At 66.3% G+C, this 17248-nt stretch carries 15 protein-coding genes, 1 tRNA gene and 1 pseudogene; 5 read left to right on the top strand and 12 right to left on the bottom strand.

Features of this window, described 5'->3' with window-relative positions:
- The first annotated feature begins 20 nt into the window (after positions 1–20).
- Positions 21–1829 (top strand): ABC transporter substrate-binding protein, encoded by a 1809-nt coding sequence (locus ACOGXQ_RS12445; RefSeq protein ID WP_419943972.1) that lies wholly within the window; start codon positions 21–23, stop codon positions 1827–1829.
- A 94-nt stretch (positions 1830–1923) separates the two neighbouring features.
- On the opposite strand, the pseudogene ACOGXQ_RS12440 reads toward ACOGXQ_RS12445, so the two are convergent.
- From ACOGXQ_RS12440 to ACOGXQ_RS12405, 8 genes and pseudogenes are all read right to left on the bottom strand, one after another.
- Positions 1924–1986 (bottom strand): annotated as a pseudogene (locus ACOGXQ_RS12440) (hypothetical protein); the annotation flags it as partial.
- Positions 1967–2179: a hypothetical protein gene (locus ACOGXQ_RS12435; protein ID WP_419943971.1), complete on the bottom strand. Its 213-nt coding sequence runs from the start codon at positions 2177–2179 to the stop codon at positions 1967–1969. The gene ACOGXQ_RS12435 and the pseudogene ACOGXQ_RS12440, both read right to left, overlap by 20 nt.
- Positions 2145–3047 (bottom strand): ImmA/IrrE family metallo-endopeptidase, encoded by a 903-nt coding sequence (locus tag ACOGXQ_RS12430; protein ID WP_419943970.1) that lies wholly within the window; start codon positions 3045–3047, stop codon positions 2145–2147. Before ACOGXQ_RS12430 ends, ACOGXQ_RS12435 begins: the two co-directional genes overlap by 35 nt.
- A 52-nt stretch (positions 3048–3099) precedes the next feature.
- Entirely contained in the window at positions 3100–3393 is a 294-nt protein-coding gene (locus tag ACOGXQ_RS12425; RefSeq protein WP_419943969.1) for a HigA family addiction module antitoxin, read from the bottom strand.
- Positions 3394–3418: 25 nt separating this feature from the next.
- Entirely contained in the window at positions 3419–3670 is a 252-nt protein-coding gene (locus tag ACOGXQ_RS12420; RefSeq protein WP_419943968.1) for a type II toxin-antitoxin system RelE/ParE family toxin, read from the bottom strand.
- A 1159-nt stretch (positions 3671–4829) separates the two neighbouring features.
- Positions 4830–5342: an ISL3 family transposase gene (locus tag ACOGXQ_RS12415; RefSeq protein WP_419943967.1), complete on the bottom strand. Its 513-nt coding sequence runs from the start codon at positions 5340–5342 to the stop codon at positions 4830–4832.
- A complete protein-coding gene (locus ACOGXQ_RS12410; protein ID WP_419943966.1) occupies positions 5339–5509 on the bottom strand; it encodes a transposase family protein in 171 nt (56 codons plus the stop codon). The genes ACOGXQ_RS12415 and ACOGXQ_RS12410 overlap by 4 nt, the downstream gene beginning before the upstream one ends.
- A gap of 373 nt (positions 5510–5882) precedes the next feature.
- Entirely contained in the window at positions 5883–7586 is a 1704-nt protein-coding gene (locus tag ACOGXQ_RS12405) for a TolB family protein (protein WP_419943965.1), read from the bottom strand.
- Positions 7587–7729: 143 nt separating this feature from the next.
- Between ACOGXQ_RS12405 and ACOGXQ_RS12400 the strand changes: the two genes are divergently transcribed.
- Positions 7730–8497, top strand: a complete 768-nt coding sequence (locus ACOGXQ_RS12400) for a gamma-glutamyl-gamma-aminobutyrate hydrolase family protein (RefSeq protein WP_419943964.1) — start codon at positions 7730–7732, stop codon at positions 8495–8497.
- A gap of 117 nt (positions 8498–8614) precedes the next feature.
- Here ACOGXQ_RS12400 and ACOGXQ_RS12395 read toward each other — a convergent pair whose 3' ends face one another.
- Positions 8615–9166 (bottom strand): LLM class flavin-dependent oxidoreductase, encoded by a 552-nt coding sequence (locus ACOGXQ_RS12395; protein WP_419947389.1) that lies wholly within the window; start codon positions 9164–9166, stop codon positions 8615–8617.
- A 125-nt stretch (positions 9167–9291) separates the two neighbouring features.
- On the opposite strand from ACOGXQ_RS12395, the gene ACOGXQ_RS12390 reads away from it, so the two are divergent.
- The gene (locus tag ACOGXQ_RS12390) at positions 9292–10989 is read left to right on the top strand and encodes a flavin-containing monooxygenase (RefSeq protein WP_419943963.1); all 1698 of its coding nucleotides are present in this window, start codon (positions 9292–9294) and stop codon (positions 10987–10989) included.
- A 58-nt stretch (positions 10990–11047) separates the two neighbouring features.
- Entirely contained in the window at positions 11048–13312 is a 2265-nt protein-coding gene (locus ACOGXQ_RS12385; RefSeq protein ID WP_419943962.1) for a xanthine dehydrogenase family protein molybdopterin-binding subunit, read from the top strand.
- 30 nt (positions 13313–13342) lie between these two features.
- On the opposite strand, the gene ACOGXQ_RS12380 is transcribed toward ACOGXQ_RS12385, so the two are convergent.
- Complete coding sequence (locus ACOGXQ_RS12380; RefSeq protein ID WP_419943961.1) at positions 13343–13480, bottom strand: hypothetical protein; 138 nt, start codon at positions 13478–13480, stop codon at positions 13343–13345.
- A gap of 605 nt (positions 13481–14085) precedes the next feature.
- Between ACOGXQ_RS12380 and ACOGXQ_RS12375 the strand changes: the two genes are divergently transcribed.
- Positions 14086–14175: transfer RNA gene (locus ACOGXQ_RS12375), tRNA-Ser, on the top strand.
- A gap of 35 nt (positions 14176–14210) precedes the next feature.
- Here ACOGXQ_RS12375 and ACOGXQ_RS12370 read toward each other — a convergent pair.
- Both ACOGXQ_RS12370 and boxB read right to left on the bottom strand, forming a co-directional pair.
- Complete coding sequence (locus ACOGXQ_RS12370; RefSeq protein ID WP_419943960.1) at positions 14211–15767, bottom strand: benzoate-CoA ligase family protein; 1557 nt, start codon at positions 15765–15767, stop codon at positions 14211–14213.
- 64 nt (positions 15768–15831) lie between these two features.
- Positions 15832–17247, bottom strand: a complete 1416-nt coding sequence (gene boxB, locus ACOGXQ_RS12365) for a benzoyl-CoA 2,3-epoxidase subunit BoxB (protein WP_419943959.1) — start codon at positions 17245–17247, stop codon at positions 15832–15834.
- Between the last annotated feature and the right edge of the window lies 1 nt (position 17248).

Raw genomic sequence — 17248 nt, 5'->3', positions numbered from 1 at the left:
TGCTCATAGCATGCCAAGTCATGTCAACACGAGGAGGGACGATGCAGCGCCAATCAGCAGTCGCAGCGCTGACAGCAGTACTGCTGCTGGCGACGGCCTGCACCAGCGACGAACCCTCGGCGACCGAGGACATCGTCGCCGAACTGCGTGCGAACGCCGAAGCCTTCTCCTACGACATCGGCACACCCGGCGGGGACCTGACCTTGGCGACCATCTCCGAGCCGCTGACCTTCAACTTGGCGATATCCAACGACGCCGGATCCTCAAGCGTGCTGGGCTACCTCTTCGAGGGCCTCACCGAGACGTCGTGGCTGGACGACGGGATCGAACCACTGCTGGCCGAGTCGTGGGAACGCTCTGACGACGGGCTGCGCTGGGTCTTCCGCATCCGAGACGACGTGGTGTGGCACGACGGCACGCCGTTCACCGCGCACGATGTGGACTTCACATTCAACCGAATCATTTACAACGACGCCTTCAACGCTTCGAGCCGTGCCACCTTCGAGTTCCGCTTCCTGAACGACGAGGAGGAGTGGGAAGTGTCGAACATGACAGTGGCGGCACTCGACGACTACACGGTCGAGTTTCTCTTGCCGCAGTCGTTCGCGCCCTTCCTGCGCTCGATGAGCACTTCCATCTACCCCAAGCACATACTCGAGGGTCCGATCAACGCGGGCACGTTCGAGGAGTTCTGGAGCATCGACACCGACCCATCGGAGATCATCGGCACCGGACCGTTCACCATCGGTGAATACACACCAGGCGAGCGCGTCATTTTCGAGCGGAACCCGAACTACTGGAAGACCGACGGCGAAGGCCAGCGACTGCCGTATCTGGACCGGGTGGTGCAGGTGATCGTGCCCGACTTGGAGGCCGAACTGGCCTTGTTCCGCGACGGCACCACGGACTTCCACAGTGTGCTGGGCGAGGAGTACGCGCGGCTGGAGCCGAGGCAGGACGATGATGACTTCACCCTGCACCGGCGGGGTCCCGGCTTCGGCACCACCTTCCTGGCTTTCAACCAGAACCGGGGTTCAGACGATGCGGGCCAGCCGTTCGTGGACCCGACCAAGCTGTACTGGTTCCGCAACGCCAACTTCCGTCGAGCAGTGGCCCACACGCTGGACAAGGCAGCGATGATCGACGGCGTCCAGCACGGACTGGGCTATCCGCAGTGGTCATCGGTGAGCCCGGCCGCCGGCGACTTCCACAATCCGGGTGTGCCCCGCTATCCGTACGACATCGACAGGGCGAACCGTCTCCTCGATGATCTGGGCTGGACCGACACCGACGGCGACGGCATCCGCGAGGACGATCTGGGCAACCCGATCTCGTTCACATTGGTGACCAATGACGGCAATACCGTGCGCCAGGCAGTCACCGAGATCATCCACCAAGGACTGACGGCCGCAGGTCTCGAAGTCACCTACGAGGTGATCGACTTCGGAGACTTGGTGTCACAGCTCACCACCACTTACGACTGGGAGGCGATGGTCATCGGCTTCACCGGCGGACCCGATCCCTACAGCGGCATCAATCTGTGGCACAGCTCAGAATCGCTGCACCTTTGGTATCCATTCCAGGAAGGCCCCTCGACCAACTGGGAAGCGGAGATCGATGCCCTGTACGTCGCAGCCGCCCGAGAACTCAACCACGGCAAGCGGATGGATCTCTACCGCAAAGCACAGGCCATCGCCGCGAGGCGTGCGCCGCTGATCTACACGACGCTCGCCGAGCGGCTGGGCGCAGTGCGCAACGTGCTCGGCAACACAACACCGACGCTGTACGGCTACTGGGACATCCGCTACCTGTACCGCACAGACCTGTAGCAGGCTGCTGAAACATGCAGGTCTGGGCGGAAGCGCAAACCCCTGACCTGCGGAGCAGCGACATCGCCACGGCGGCGCGGTGCTTGCAGAACGATCCGTCCTCGGCTGCTGGGCATGTACATCTCCACAGCAGTTCGTCACCACAGCAGTTCGTCACCGTCGAACCACGACTCGACGCGGTAGGGCATTGTGCCCCGAACGGTCGCCCGCAGCCTGCCGTTTTCCTCAGCAACCGACTGCACTCGCCCGTCGTACATGTACCTCGCGCCTCGATCGAATGCGTCCGAACCGGCCAGACCCTCAATCAGATGCGCATCAAGCGCCGTCCCCAGTTCCTCGGCGATGCTCACGAGACGTGCCGCCCATCGTCCACGGCGAGGGCCAAACGAATGACCATCGCAGCTCATTGCCTTCGGAGTGCTTCCACCAGCCCATGTGCTGCAAACGCCCGAGAACAATGCCAGGCGCTACACCAACCGAGCGAGCAAATCGCGTGACGTCGTCGACGGAATGCAGCTGTCCCAACTCAGACTCATGTTTGGGCGGAATGAGTTCTCGGGAAGCGAAGGCGTCGGCCTCCTGCTCAACGGCACCTGCACCGTCCCCGTCGTTGATGAACGTTTCCTTCTTGGAATGGAGCAGCAGGTGACCGATCTCGTGAAACAACGTGAACCACGCGATGTCGTGCCGCTTGTGCCGGGTGCTGATCTGAACCAAGGCCTTGTTCGGCCCAAGCCACCGAGTGGCACCGTTCAGCCGAGTCCCGCGAATCTCGGGCTCGACAACGAAAGCCACGCCGACATGCCTGCAGCGTTCTCGCACTGCGGGCACCCAGACAGCCGGATCGGCTTCGTTTGTCAATGAACGGAGTTCGGGCAGCAAGGCCCGCAGAGCCGACTTGCTGAACCCTTCACATTCGATCTTGGCCCCTTCGATCTCGCCGATACGCAGCCACGCGGCGACAGCACCCGGATCCTTGCTGAAGGCCCTTGACGCCCGGTAGGCGGCAGCCGGCTGCTGCCAGATGTCACGCCACACTGCGACGCTCGCGACCCCGAAGAACGAGCAGACCTCTCTCACACGCTCAGCACCAGTGGTCTCCTTCGCGATCCGAGTCCTCTTCACGAGTTCTGAGATGGGCAGCTCGTCCAGCCAGCCGACTTCCTGCGCCAACCGCTCTAGGAGACTGCTGAGCAATTGCCGAAATCGCCGATTCACGGACACAAAGCCGCAGGTCAGAGCGTTGCAGACTTGCCCGGATCCGAATAAATCAGCAGTTTCCTAGCTCGGCCCGGCGGGTGAGATACGCGCGGTAGTTCAGTTCCAAGTTGTTCCAGAATGCTGCAGGCACTCGGGTGACTTGCTCAAGGCCCAACGCCGTCTCCGTCGTCACCGGTGCAGCGCCCTTCACGATCTGGTTGATGTGCTTAGCGGACGGGCCCATCCGAGCGGCGAGATCGGCTTGGGTCATGCCGCGTTCGTCAAGCCACTCAATCAACGTTTCACCTGGCGCGTAGACGATCTCAGGCTCGTACGCGTAACGGGTCTCGGTCCGGGTCCCCATGTCTCGTTGCTCCTGGATGTCTTGGTCAGTGGTAGTCGTCGATCTGGGTGACGGTCACGCTGTCCACAGCAGACCAGTCGAGGCCACCGTCCGCGCTGCGCGGTGGCGGCTCTTCGGTGGGCCGGAAGATCAATCGGTGCGGCCCCGTGAGATCGCACGCCAGACAGCCCTGAAGGTCGCCGGTCAATTCGTGCCAACGCCCCGGAAGATCGCGGAGATCGCCCAGGTGACGAGCGGCATTCATCTGCTGCAGCCGCAACGCGATCTTCCGGGCCATCGGATCTCCGTAGGCCTTGCGCGTCTTGTCCGCCGAATTGAGCCGCCGCTGCAGCTTGCTCGTGGCGAGAAGACAGTGAGAAAGTCCACGATGTATTGGCTGCAACCGGCGTCTTCTGGAAGCTCATCCAACCGTCGCTCCCCCCGGACGCTGCCGCAGTTCATCAAGCGATATCCGACGGCAGCCCGCTGTCCATCACCAAGACGGGCACACTCGTGGCCGGCACCGGTGCCAGCACCACGCCAATCAAGCCAACGCGCTCCTACGGCGGCCGTCGTGTACCCATGGCGTAGCAGGGGACCGTGGTACGGCCGCTTCGCGGACCGCCTGCGATTCGAAGGCGACGCGCGACGACACGTCGTCGGGTTGCATGTGCCGCGTCGGACCCGACACGGTGGGGTGCGATACCGCTGGTCCGTCACCCCGCCAGGGTGTGAGCGCCGACAGGTGCGCATCGACTTTCCGATCACCTCGTCACGGCATCCTCGCGTCTACGTCGACGGCCCCACAGACTCGCCGCACCGCTATGACGATGGTTCGCTGTGCATGTGGTACCCGCGCGATCCGCTGGAGCGTCGCTGGGTGTTCGACGACGGCCTGATGGCACTCTTGGCCAAGTCGCAGCGCATCTCGTCAAGGAGCGCCTCTGGCGCATCACCGGCCGTTGGCCTGGCGACGAAGTGTCTCACGCTGACAGCACCAAGGCAGCGTGACGGTGGCTCCGGCGTTGTGCGCGGCCGAGACGGGGATTGGCCGGTGGGAGGCGATCCTCATCGCGGCTGCCGTCTCCGCATGCGTCGCGCTGCTCGGAATATGGCAGGGTGCCCGAACAACCCGACAAGACAGACAACGCCGCCTCTTTGGCGAAGCGTTGGCCGCCGTCATGGAATACCGCGAGCAGCAGCCAAGCGGCACCTACGGCTGTTTCCGTCATTCAAGAGCGACCGGCAGCGGACTCAAGGTAGTCACTCGCTCATACTGCTGTCGACGCTCTGGGAGCGAATCCAATTGATCTTGCGGCCCGAAACGAAGGAATCGGTTGGCAGCTCAAGGCCGTCGGCAATGAGTACGTACTCCTTGCCGACGTGGGTTGCGGCGGCGGCGTGTCGTAGCGACAGTTCTCCGTACCTGCGGTTTGGATAAAGCGGCTTTTCGCGTTTTAGCGTGGGGTGAGGTCGTCGAGCAGGTTCCAGTCTGGTTTGCCGGCGTAGAGCAGGACGCGTGTGCGGTAGTGGTCGAAGTTGGCGGTCCCGAACGACACTCGTTTGATCAGCTTGGCGAGGTTGTTCGCCGCCTCGGTCGGGCCGTTGGTGACCCGGCCGCGGTGCCAGTTCGTGATCTGGGTGCGCCAGGTGCGAAGGGTGCGGCCGAGCTTGTTCAGTTCTGGGCTGAACGTCTCGTCTCGCGGGTCGCGTGAGCGCTCGTTGAGCGCTTCGAGCGCGAGTTGGTGGTCGCCGATGCGGTAGATGCCGCGCAGGGTCTCTTTGGCGTGCCAAGCGTCGCGCACCTCGCCGCGGGGGTCCCCGGCGGCGAGCAGGCCGCGCAGCTTCGTGCGGCCGTGTTCGGTGACGCGGCGGTGTGCCAGTTGCATCCCATCTCGGCTGCGATGTCGCTGATCGCCCCTTGCCTTGCCGGCCCGCCGCGTCGCCCACCGAGCCGCCCGGGAGGTCATCCTGGCCCTGGGCAGCGCAACGGCGGGGGTCCCTGGTCGGTGAACGTGCACACCGAACAGCCCTCCTCAGGGCAGCGCCAGCGGCGCTTTGCCCACACCAGCCTCACCGGCCGCCCGAACGCCGGCAGGTCCGCCAAGGCGACCCGGCTGCTGCCGTGCGCCCACACCCCGGCTCCGCATCTCACACAGCACGGACGCCCGGTCAGCTCGACCCCGATCCGCAGCGGCCCCGCACCTCGATGACCGCCACACCGGGACCCAGCCCGACCACCAGCACCAACGCACGCGCAAGGCCAACACCCACAGAGACCCTCCCGAACCGAGGCAACAACACGCCTCCGATTCCGGGGGATCCCTCCCTACGCCGCCGGCACCCTCACCGGCCCACTCCACGCGCAAACGCGAAGCGCCACTATGAACAGCTCGCTGCCGTCGGTACCGCCTCTGCGACTCGGAGCACGCTCACTCACCGGCGCGACCATACCGGCGCCCTGTGACACGAGTAGCTCCCATAAGCAACTACCTGCACGCGAGTATGAGTTAGGTGGTAGGGCAGGCGGCTGAGATCAAGGCGGCGGCGAGGGCATCGGCCGTCTGCGGCGACTCCGCGAGTACCTCGCCGTACAGGTCGTTGCAGGTGAACCAGACGCCCATCCGGTCGGGGCTGCGGCGGATGCCCGCCAATTCCGAGTGCGGGTTCTCGATGGCGTCGTAGACGCCGCGGGGCTCGGCGCGATCGAACGCGATCCACACCTCGACCGTCGTCTGGCCTCGTTGACCCCGGACCGAGAACTCGGCCTCGACGTCAACCGAATGCTGAACTGCGGCCGATCCGTACCCGGCCTGCTGCACGACTGTCTCGACGACCTCCAGCATCTCCCAGTACGCGGCCGAGCGCGTCGGTGGCGGCACCTCGATCGAGTACGCCCAGTGGCTGGTGGGCGAATCGGAGTGGAAGAAGAACAGGCGCTGGCCGTTAGCGCTCCATTGCAGCGTCCGAGCCATGGCTGGCGAGATCTGCACGAACCCCGTCAGGGCAATCATGTGTTGATCGCCGGGATATTGCCCCGGCAGGTCGCTGATCACGATCTCCGTCCGGCCGCCGTGCCAGTGCCGAAACGCTGCAACTCGCGAACCGTCAGGGGACCACGCTGCGCCCTGACCCGTCACCTCGGCCAGCAAGATCGTGCCTGCGTCCTCTCCGGGCCGCCACACCATCAAGGTGGGGCCTGAGCCGTACGCGAGCAGCTCTCGGTCAGGAGACCACGATGAAGACACGCCGGGTTCGACACCGCGGAGGAGCACCTGCTCGACGCCGGCCGCGAGGTCGACCTCGACGATGAGCTCGTCAAACTCGGCGGCACCTTCGCTGTCGACTACCCGTACACGCCGGGAAAACACCAGACTCTCGCCGTCGGGCGACCAGGCCGGGTTCTGATCCAGCACCACACCTTGGGTGACCTGCGCCAAGCCCAGCGCATCGGGCTTGACGACGAAGATGTGACCAGCCCGTTCACCGTCGACGATCGCGCCCTGCGAGAACGCGATCCACTCCCCATCGGGCGACCATGCCGGAGCGCTCAGCCAGTGCTGAGCAGTGAGGAACGGCATGTCGCCGGTGCCGTCGCCGTCCGCCAACCACAGCGCGGCGCCGACCCGGAACACCACGCGCCGGCAGTCCGGCGACCACGTCAGTTGCTCGATGTTCTCAGGCTTGGAACTGGCGAATCGCAGGGGAAGCTGGATGCGGTATGCGGGCAGTGTGCCCAAGCAGACTTCGGCAGGCGGACCGAGTTCGTTCGGCCGCACCCGGCTGGGGATGTACGGCTCCACGCCCGAGATCGGCTGTTCGGGTTCGCCGAACAGCCGCTGCGCCTCCGGGTCGGCGTCGCCGACGGCGGATTCGTCGCCTGCAGCATCGGCGCTGGCTTCTGAAGGCGTATCGAGATCCGTCGACGCTTCATCGCGCTGGCGCTGATCCTCAGGCGGTGAAGCATCCGGCGCCTCCGCGGTCTCGTCTTGTTCCGGGATCGCTTCGTCGCCAGCTCCGTCCTCGAGCGGGTCCGTTCCGGTCAGCAGACTCACGACGACTGCGGCTGCGCCCAGGATCACCACCGCGGCGACGACCAGCCACCAGCCGCGTCGGCGCCGAGCGGGCCCGAGCGGGCCCTCCCCCGCCGGAGGCTCGTCGCCCACCGGCTCCAGCGGGACCATTGTCACCGACGCGTTGTACTCAGCAGGCACGTCAATACCGCTCCAGCGGCCTCTCTGGGCTCACGCCCCTCAGGTGATCCGAGCGCTGCGCCACCATGTGCCCGACCGTAGTGGTGACTGGCCGGCCTCCCGCAAGCAGAGGCGGCCGGAGACCGCGCATCTAAGGTGGACGGGTGGCAAAACCGCTGATCGGCGTCGTGGGTCGGCGACGCAAGGGCTCACGCATTGACGGCTTCCCGCCGGTCTTCGCCGAGATCGACGTCGATCTCTACGTCTGCGCATACGGCCGAGATGTGGCTGCTGCAGGCGCTGTTCCGGTGTTCCTGCCGCTCGACGCCGATCCGGGCGAAATCGCACAGCGCCTCGACGGTCTGCTGCTCACCGGCGGCGAGGACGTCGCCTCGTGCCTGTACGCCGACCGGCTGGATCCCGGTTCAGTCGACCCTTCAGCCGGCATTGCACCCAACGCCTTCGACACCCCCGCCGATGCCGTGACGACGGGCGAGGAGATCCCGCTGCGGGACGCGTTCGAGATGGCGATGCTCGACGCATCCATCGCCGCCGATCTTCCCGTGCTCGGCATCTGCCGCGGCGCCCAGGTGCTCACCGTGGCTGCCGGCGGCACGCTGCACCCTGATCTGCCCAGCCACGCACGCACCGACGCGCCCGCCGACGCCACAACCCACATCGTGACCACGGCTCCAGGCAGCGTGCTGCGCCGCCTGTACGGGCCCGAACTGGCCGTGAACTCGCTCCACCACCAAGCCGCGGATCAGCTCGGCGAGGGCTACATCGCCACCGCCCACTCCCCCGACGGGATCATCGAGGGCATGGAGCACACCGAGCTGCCCATCATCGCTGTGCAATGGCACCCCGAACTGATGACGGGCGCACGCTCGGATCCCTGCTTCGGCTGGCTCGTCGAGCACGCCAGCCGCTGACCGCCGGTCTGATCAGTTGGGCTGATCGTCTGGACCGATCGGCCGAGCTTGATCGTCTGGGCTGACCGGCTGAGCTGACCGCCTGGACCGATCGGACGGTCAAATCGGAGTGTCAGATCAGCCGCCAGCACCGACGTCCTCGACTGCGGCGCGCACCCGCGGGATCACGTTGCGAGCGAGGCGCTCCAGCGAATCGTTCATGATCGAGGGCGGCAGGCCGGGCGGACCGCCCCACGTGCAGAGGTCGGTGACGCCGTACTGCTGGATGAACGCAGTCAGCTCGGCCGTGCAGTGGTCTTCGTCGCCGACGATCCAGCCTTGGGGAATCGCACCCTTCGACGGGTCGAATGCCGTGAATTCGTCGGGAGTCTCATCGAAGAGCCGGGCATACACGCCGGCCCGGTAGCGCTCGGCGGCTCGGATCTGTTGCCAGGCGCCCTCGCGGTCATCGGTCACGAACACCGAGCGGATGATGCCGACGCGGTAGTCATCGGGATCACGCCCCGTCGCCCGCAGCTCGTCGCGCCATGGCTCCAACACGATGACGGGCGCACCCTGGGGCAGCAGGTGGGTGTCGAACCTTGCCGCTCGCAGAGCTGCATTGCGGGTCATCCCCGCAATCCACAGCGGCGGCCCGCCGGGTTGAACCGGCGCCGGGGTCATCAGCAGATCATCGAAGCGCCACCGTTTGCCCTCGAAGCTGAACGGCTCGCCCTGCCACGCGAGCCGTCGCGAAATTTCCTAAAGCGCGTTCGACTATTGTGAAGAGGCAGGTCACTTGGAGGAAACCAGACATGGCAGATGCAGCGACCAACGGATCCTCGAACGGCGGCGCCGACGGCACGAACGACTACGAGGTCATCATCATCGGCGCAGGCGTGGGCGGCATCTACCAGATGTACCGGCTGGCCGAGCGCGGCATCCACGCGACCGTGCTCGAGATGGGCAGCGACCTCGGCGGCACCTGGTTCTGGAACCGCTACCCAGGCTGCCGCTTCGACTCCGAGAGCTACACCTACGGCTACTCGTTCTCAGAGGAGCTGCTCGAGGAGTGGCACTGGAAGGAGCACTTCTCGGGTCAGCCCGAGAACCTGCGCTACCTCAACTACGTGGCCGAGAAGTTCGACCTGCGCAAGTACATGCAGTTCAACTGCACCGTCACCTCGGCCCACTTCGACGACGAGGCGGGCAAATGGCGGCTGCATCTGACGGACGGCCGCGACCTGAGCTCCCGCTTCCTGCTGACCGCGCTGGGTCTGCTGTCGGCGCCGACCTATCCCCGCATCGAAGGCGTGGAGCCCGACGGCACCGACGTGTTCAGGGGCCCGTCGTTCCATACCTACCACTGGCCCGCAGAGCCCGTCGAGATCGAGGGCAAACGCGTCGCTTTGATCGGCACCGGCGCCACGGGCGTGCAGGCCATCGCGGCCATCGGCGAGGTCGCCGAGCAGCTGACGGTGTTCCAGCGGCGCCCCAACTGGTGTGCCCCGTTGCACAACAGCGAGATCTCCCCCGAGGAGATGGACGGCATCCGCGCTCGCTACGACGAGATCTTCTCCCAGTGCGCTCGCACCCCGGGCGGCTTCGTGCATGAGCCGATCCGCAGCGGCTTCCACACCGTCTCCGCCGAAGAGCGCCGTGCGCAGTGGGAGAAGCTGTATGGCGAGCCCGGATTCGGCATCTGGATGGCCAACTACCGCGAGATCTTCTTCGACGAGGCAGCCAACGCCGAGCTGTCGGCCTTCATCGCCGACAAGATCCGCGAGCGGGTCGACGACCCCGCCATCGCCGAGAAGCTCATCCCCTCCGACCACGGCTTCGGCGTGCAGCGGGTCCCGCTTGAGACGAACTACTACGAGACCTACAACCGGCCGAACGTCTCGCTCGTCGACCTGCAGGAGACCCCGATCGAGCGGATCACCCCGACCGGCATCCAGACCTCCGATCAGCACTACGAGTTCGACCTGATCGTGTACGCCACCGGTTTCGACGCCATGACCGGCGCCTTCGACCGCATCGACTTCCGAGGCACCAGCGGTCAGAAGCTGGCAGACAAGTGGTCCGACGGCCCGATCACCTTCCTGGGGATGATGATCAACGGCTTCCCCAACCTGCTGACGATCGCCGGTCCGCAAAGCGGCTCAGCGTCGTCCAACTACCCGCGAGGCATCGAGGTCGGCGTCGAGTGGATCACCGCTCTGATGGATTTCGTCTGGGAGAACGGCTACAGCCGCTTCGAGGTCGACGCCGAGGCCGAGCGAGAATGGACCAACCACGTCATCGACATGTACAGCATGATGCTGATGCGCAAGGCGCAGGGCTGGTTCACCGGGTACAACTCCAACATCGACGGGCACGAAGCGGGCACGATCCGCTACTTCGTGTACAACGGCGGCGCTCCCAAGTACAAGCGCCGCATCGACGAGGTCGCAGACGGCGACTACCGGGAAATCGCCTTCAGCTCCGAGCGAGAGCCGGCCGGCACCCCTTAGCGTTGCGGCCCGGAATACCGCTGGCCGCTGACACCGCAATCGGAGGATCACCCGACCCATGAGCATGATCGGCACGCGAGTAGTGCGCAAGGAAGACCCCGCCTACCTGACCGTCGGCGGCACCTACGTCGACGACGTGGACTGCCCGGGCGCGCTGCACGCGGTGTTCGTGCGCTCGGTGATGGCCCACGCAGACATCACCGCCATCCACACCGCCGAGGCCGCCGAGATGCCGGGCGTCGTCGGTGTGTACACCGCAGCCGATCTGGAGCTCAGCGCAGACCCGCCCTCGATGCCGATGCTGAACCAGCAGATGCTGCGCTCGCCGCTGGCGACCGATCGGGTGCGTTACGTGGGCGAGCCGTTCGCCGTGGCGTTGGCGGAGTCGCGCGAGGCCGCGGTCGATGCGGCGGAATTGGTCTACGCCGACTACGAACCGCTCGACGCTGTCGTGTCCGCTGCGGAGGCAGCCGGCAATGGCAACCTGCTGTTCCCCGAGGCCGGCACCAACACGGTCTTCGCCATTCCCGGCGGCGGCCCCGACGGGCTGTTCGACGACTGCGAGGTCACCGTCGAGCTGGCCTTCGACAACCCGAGACTGACCGGCGCGCCGATTGAACCGAGGGGGGCACTCGCCTCGTGGGACCCGGACGCGCAGCGCCTCACCTACTGGGCGTGCACGCAGTTCCCGCATCGCTCACGTGACGTGCTGGCGGAGTTCTGCAGTCTCGAGCAACACCAGGTGCATGTGATCACGCCCGATGTCGGCGGCGGCTTCGGAACCAAGAACGCCAACTACGTGGAGGACTTCGTGGTGGCGCGGCTGACGTGCCGCCTCGGACGTCCAGTGCGTTGGGCCGAGACCCGTTCGGAGTGCATGCTCGGGCTCTCGCACGCCCGGGCGATCTCCTATGTGGCGCGCCTCGGCGGCACCCGCGACGGCGACATCACGGCCTACTCGGTGGACGCAGTGCAGGACTCTGGCGGCTATCCGATGATCGGCGCCTTGCTGCCGATATTCGTGCGGATGGTGGCCAGCGGCGTGTACGACATTGGAAAGGTGTCGGTGAACACCAACTCGGTCACCACCAATACGGTGCCCGTCGGCGCCTACCGGGGCGCCGGCCGGCCCGAGGCCACGCTGGCCATTGAGCGGATGATGGACGTGTATGCGGCCGAGATCGGGATGGACCCCGCCGAACTGCGGCGGCGCAACTTCGTCCCCCCGGAGTCGTTCCCGTTCACCACCCCCACCGGCAGCGAGATGGACTCCGGCGAGTACGCCAAGGCCCTTGACGCCGTGATGGAAGCAGCGGACTACCCCGCGCTGCGCGCTGAACAGCAGCGACGACTGGCGGACGGCGACTCGAAGCTGATGGGTCTCGGCTGGTGCGCGTACGTGGAGATCTCCAATCCGATGGGCAACGGCGATTTCGGCAGCATGGAAGTGCGCCCTGACGGGTCGGCGCTGGTGCTGACCGGTTCGTCGAATCACGGCCAAGGCCATCACACGGCGTTCGCGCAGGTCGCGTCACAGGCCACCGGGATCGCGTTCGAGCGGATCGAGGTGCGTCACGGCGACACCGACGAGGTGAAGCGGGGCGGCGGAACCGGCGGCTCCCGATCGCTGCAGTCAGGCGGGGTGGCCGTGTTCGAAGCGGCCGAGGCCGTAGTCGAGGCGGCCAAGCAGGCGGCGGCCGAGATGCTCGAAGCCGACCCGGCCGACATCGTGCTCGATGCCGATGCGGGGGCGTTCGCCGTTGCCGGCACACCCGCCCGATCACTCGACTGGGCCCAGGTTGCGACGCACGTCAACGAGTCCGGCGGTCGAGCATTGCTGGCGGAGAGCGACTTCGACCCACCGGCTGCGACCTTCCCCTTCGGTGTGCAGCTCTCGGTCGTGGAGGTGGACCGCGACACCGGCGGGGTCACCCCGCTGCGTCATGTGACGTGCGACGACGCCGGCGTCATCGTGAACCCGATGATCGTCGAGGGCCAAGTGCATGGCGGCGTGGCCTCGGGCATCGCCCACGCACTCGGCGAGGTCTTCGTCTACGACGACGACGGCAACCCGCTGACCGGCAACTTCATGGACTACGCCATCGCGTCAGCGGCGGAATTGCCGAGCTTCGAGCGGATCCCGATGGAGACCCCGACCGATCGCAACCCCCTCGGCGTGAAGGGCATCGGCGAATCGGGAACCATCGGCGCCACGCCGGCCGTGCAGAACGCCGTGATCGATGCGCTGTCGCATCTCGGCGTGCGCCATGTTGAGCTTCCCTGCACGCCGGAGCGGGTCTGGCGCCATTTGCAAGAGAGCTAGGGGCGCCTCAGCGTGGTCCCGCCAGCCGGGCTAGGCGAATGCCGGCTCGCTGGTCCCGTCGAGGTGCTGACTGGTCAGGCTCAGCATCGTCGTGCCATGCGTGTGCGTCCGCGACAAGGGGTCGTGCGGCCAGACGAGTCCGAGCGCATCGTTGAGGCTGTCGGTCACCTCTGAGAGACGATCTGCGAGCTCGGGTGCGCCAATGGGAACATGCAGAGCCTTCGCGGAATTGTGAGATGGGGCTGCTGGATTCGGCGGGGTCAGGTTAGGTGGCGAGGATGCCGCGGGCTTCGAAGTTGGTGTGGTTGGTGAAGCCATGGGCTCGGCGGCGCAGGACTTGGAGCAGGTTGTTGGTGCCTTGCCGTCGTCGCGCTGCTCAGTGCGTCGCGCGGCGCGGCAACGGGACCGGGAAAGCCCGAGCCGTTGCCGCAACGCGAAGCAGTCCCCGACCGAGTCCATCGATGCCAGCAGCCCCGAGCCGACGGCGCGCTGTCTTGGACTCGCAAGCGCAGCGAGGCCAAGCGGGTCTGCCGCATCGATCCCGAGAAGTTCTTCGACTTCCAGGAGAGCCGGCCGCGCATCGAGATCGCCGATGAGGGGCAGCGTTGCCGCCGGGCCCGGCCGCGTAGTCCCCGGAACTGCCGAGTGCGCGGCTCACAGCGGAGAGGCGGTCACGAATCCGCCGAGCCGACGACCGATTTGCCGTTCGAATCGTTATTGAGGCCCCGGACGAGCAAGCGGTCGGTTCGGGCAGCGTCGATAGGGTGCGCTGCGGAAGGTTGCCAGAGCGGACGAATGGGGCGGTCTCGAAAACCGTTGTGGCCTTCGGGTCACCGTGGGTTCGAATCCCACACCTTCCGCCACTCCCCGCACACCGGCAGGCCGGGCGCGCCGCGCCCTACGAGCGGAGCTTGAACCGCTGGATCTTGCCGGTCGCGGTCTTGGGCAGATCGTCGACGATCTCGTACCGCCGTGGTCGCTTGTAGCCGGCCAGCCGCTCCCGGCAGAAGCCGGTCAATTCGCCCGCCAGGTCATCGATGCCGACAGCGCCGCCGTCGAAGGGAATCACGTAGGCGACGGGCCGCAGCACGCCGTCGGCGTCGTGCTCGCCGACCACTGCTGCCTCCAGCACGCTGGGGTGGGAGATCAGGGTGGCCTCGACCTCGGCTGGCGAGATCCACTCGCCCCCGACCCGCAGCATGTCGTCGACCCGGCCCAAGTACGTGTGAAAGCCGTCGTCGTCGACGTCGTACAGATCGCCGGTGCGCATCCACGGGCCGTCGAAGGTGGCCCGGTTGATCTCGGATTGACACCAGTAGCCGGTGGTCATGGACTGGCCCTTCACGAGGAGCTGGCCCGGTTCGCCGGGCGGCTGATCGCGGCCGTCGTCGTCGACGATGCGGACCTCGTAGCCCTCGACCGGCTTGCCGCTGGTCCCCGCCCGCAGGTCCCTGAGCGAGTTCGACATGTAGATGTGGAGCATCTCGGTCGAGCCGATGCCGTCGAGCACGGTGATCCCGAACCGATCCCGGAACCGTTCGAACGTTTCCGTCGGCAGCGGTTCGGCAGCCGAGGCCGCCAGGCGGACCGTTGCGAACGTGTCGCTGTCCAGTTCGGAGCTGTTGAGCGCGGCGTAGAAGGTGGGAATGCAGAAGAACAAGGTCGGCTGGTGTGTCGTAACGAGCTCCGCGACGCGCGCCGGCGTCGGCGGCCTGGCAGGTTCGAGAATCGACGATGCCCCGACCGAGAACGGGAACGTGAGCGAGTTGCCGAGTCCGTAGGCGTGGAACATCGGACCCACCGAGTAGCACCGGTCCTCGGGCGTGATCTCCAGGATCGAGCGGGCGTAGGTCTCGCAGGTGACACGGATGTCGGCGTGGCGGTGCGCCGCCAGCTTGGGCTGACCGGTCGAGCCCGAGGTGCAGAGCCAGAATCCGGGTGACTCGTCCCACGTCGGGTACGGCGCGTCGTCCCCGCCTTCGGCGCCGGATCGGAATTCGTCCCAGTTCAAGATGCGGGCGTGGCCGCTGCCGACATCAGGTGGCGTCTCGCCGGCCACGATCACCGTCGCCACTTCCGGCGCTCCCGAGCACAGGTCATCGATGCAGCCGGCGGCGGCTTCGGAGACGACGGCGACGGCTGCACGCGCGTCGGCAGTGATCACCGCGAGGTCTCGGCCCGGCAGCAGCGGGTTCATCGGGACCGGCACCGCCCCGATCCGCAGCGCACCCAGAAACATCGCGACGTAGGGGACCGAGTCCCCCATCGCCATGGCGATGCGCTCCTCGGGTCGCACGCCGAGCGACCGGAGCGCGGCAGCAGTGCGGGCTATCTCGTCGGCGAGCTCGCGGTAGGTGTACCGCCGGCCCTCGCAGATCACGGCCAGCCTGTCGCCGTTCCCGGCGGAAACATGGCGGTCGACCAACCAAGTCGCAGCATTGAACGGCTCGCGCATCTGCCGGCTCCTCGTTCTCTTCCCTGGGCTTCAGTCCCAAGGTTGCAGTCTCAGCGTCGCAGTCTCAGATTCGCACGTACTCGAACTCGAGCGGTTTCCGGTTGATCCCCGTCGCTGGGGGGGCCACCCAACCAGCCATCTTGCCCGGCTCGGTCACGCTGACCTGGAGCGACTTCACGTGGGCCTTGTCGTCGTCGCTCGGCAGCCAATCCGCCGCATTCGCCTGCCATTCTGCGTCGCTGATCAGCCGGCCGTCCGGCGAGACACGACAATCGCGGAAGGTGCCGACGCTGCGGTTGAAGCCGATGTGCGGCATCCGCAGCTCGACGCCCACTCCGGCTTCGGCAATGGAGCGATTCCAGCGATCCAGGCCCTTGCGGCAGTCCTCGATGTAGTCCTCTCGCAGAGTCTCGTTGAGAGCCGCCAGCTGCGCTGCTTCCCGGGCGCCGATGCCGTTGTCGGTGACCTCAGGCACGAGGCGGGTGGCGTCGCGCAGGACGTGGTCGTCGTCGCGCCGCTCCTCGGAGAATCGGCCCTTCAGCCCGGCAGCGAAGTAGTTGGCGGCGTTGGTCGAGGTCTCGGCGCCGAAGAGGTCCAGCGACACCGAGCAGTGGAAGTTGAGGTACCGCTGGATCAAGTCGAGATTGAGGCCGCCGTGCGGGTGGACGTCGTCAGTGTCGTGCTCGATCATCAGTTCCAGTGTGCGCCCGATGACCCGGGCGACGCCCGAGGCCCCGACGAACATGTGGTGGGCCTCCTCCTTGAGCATGAAGTCGCAGGTCCGGCTGAGCGGGTCGAAGCCAGACTCCCGCAGCGATGCCAGCTGGTACTTGCCGTCGCGGTCGGTGAAGTACGTGAACATGAAGAACGACAGCCAGTCCGGCGTCTCCTCATTGAACGCTCCGAGGATGCGGGGATTGTCGGCATCGCCGGAGTGGCGTTCGAGCATCTCGTCGGCCTCGTCTCGACCTGCGCGGCCGAAGTAGCGGTGCAACAGGTAGACCATCGCCCACAGGTGGCGCCCCTCTTCGACGTTGACCTGAAACAGGTTCCGCATGTCGTACAGCGACGGGGCTGTCAGGCACAGCTTCTGCTGCTGCTCGACCGAAGCCGGCTCCGTGTCGCCTTGAACCACGATCAGGCGCTGCAGATCGGCCCGGTACTCACCCGGCACCTCCTGCCAGGCGTCGTCGCCCTTGTGGTCGCCGAAGGCGATCTTGCGATCAGGTTCGCGCTCGGCCAGGAAGATCCCCCAGCGATAGTCCGGCATCTCCACATGGTCGAAGTGCGCCCAGCCGTCACGGCCGACGTCGATCGCGGTCCGCAGGAACACCGGGCTGCGCTTGAACGCGACGGGGCCCAGCTCTTCCCACCACCGGATGAACTTCGGCTGCCATCCCTCCAGTGCACGCCGCAGCCGGCGGTCGTCGGCTAGGTCCACGTTGTTGGGGATCTTGGCGTTGATGTCGACGATGGTCATG

It is taken from the genome of Candidatus Poriferisodalis sp. (assembly GCF_965208485.1).
Taxonomy (GTDB): domain Bacteria; phylum Actinomycetota; class Acidimicrobiia; order Acidimicrobiales; family Poriferisodalaceae; genus Poriferisodalis.
This window is presented reverse-complemented; position numbering and strand designations above follow the sequence as displayed.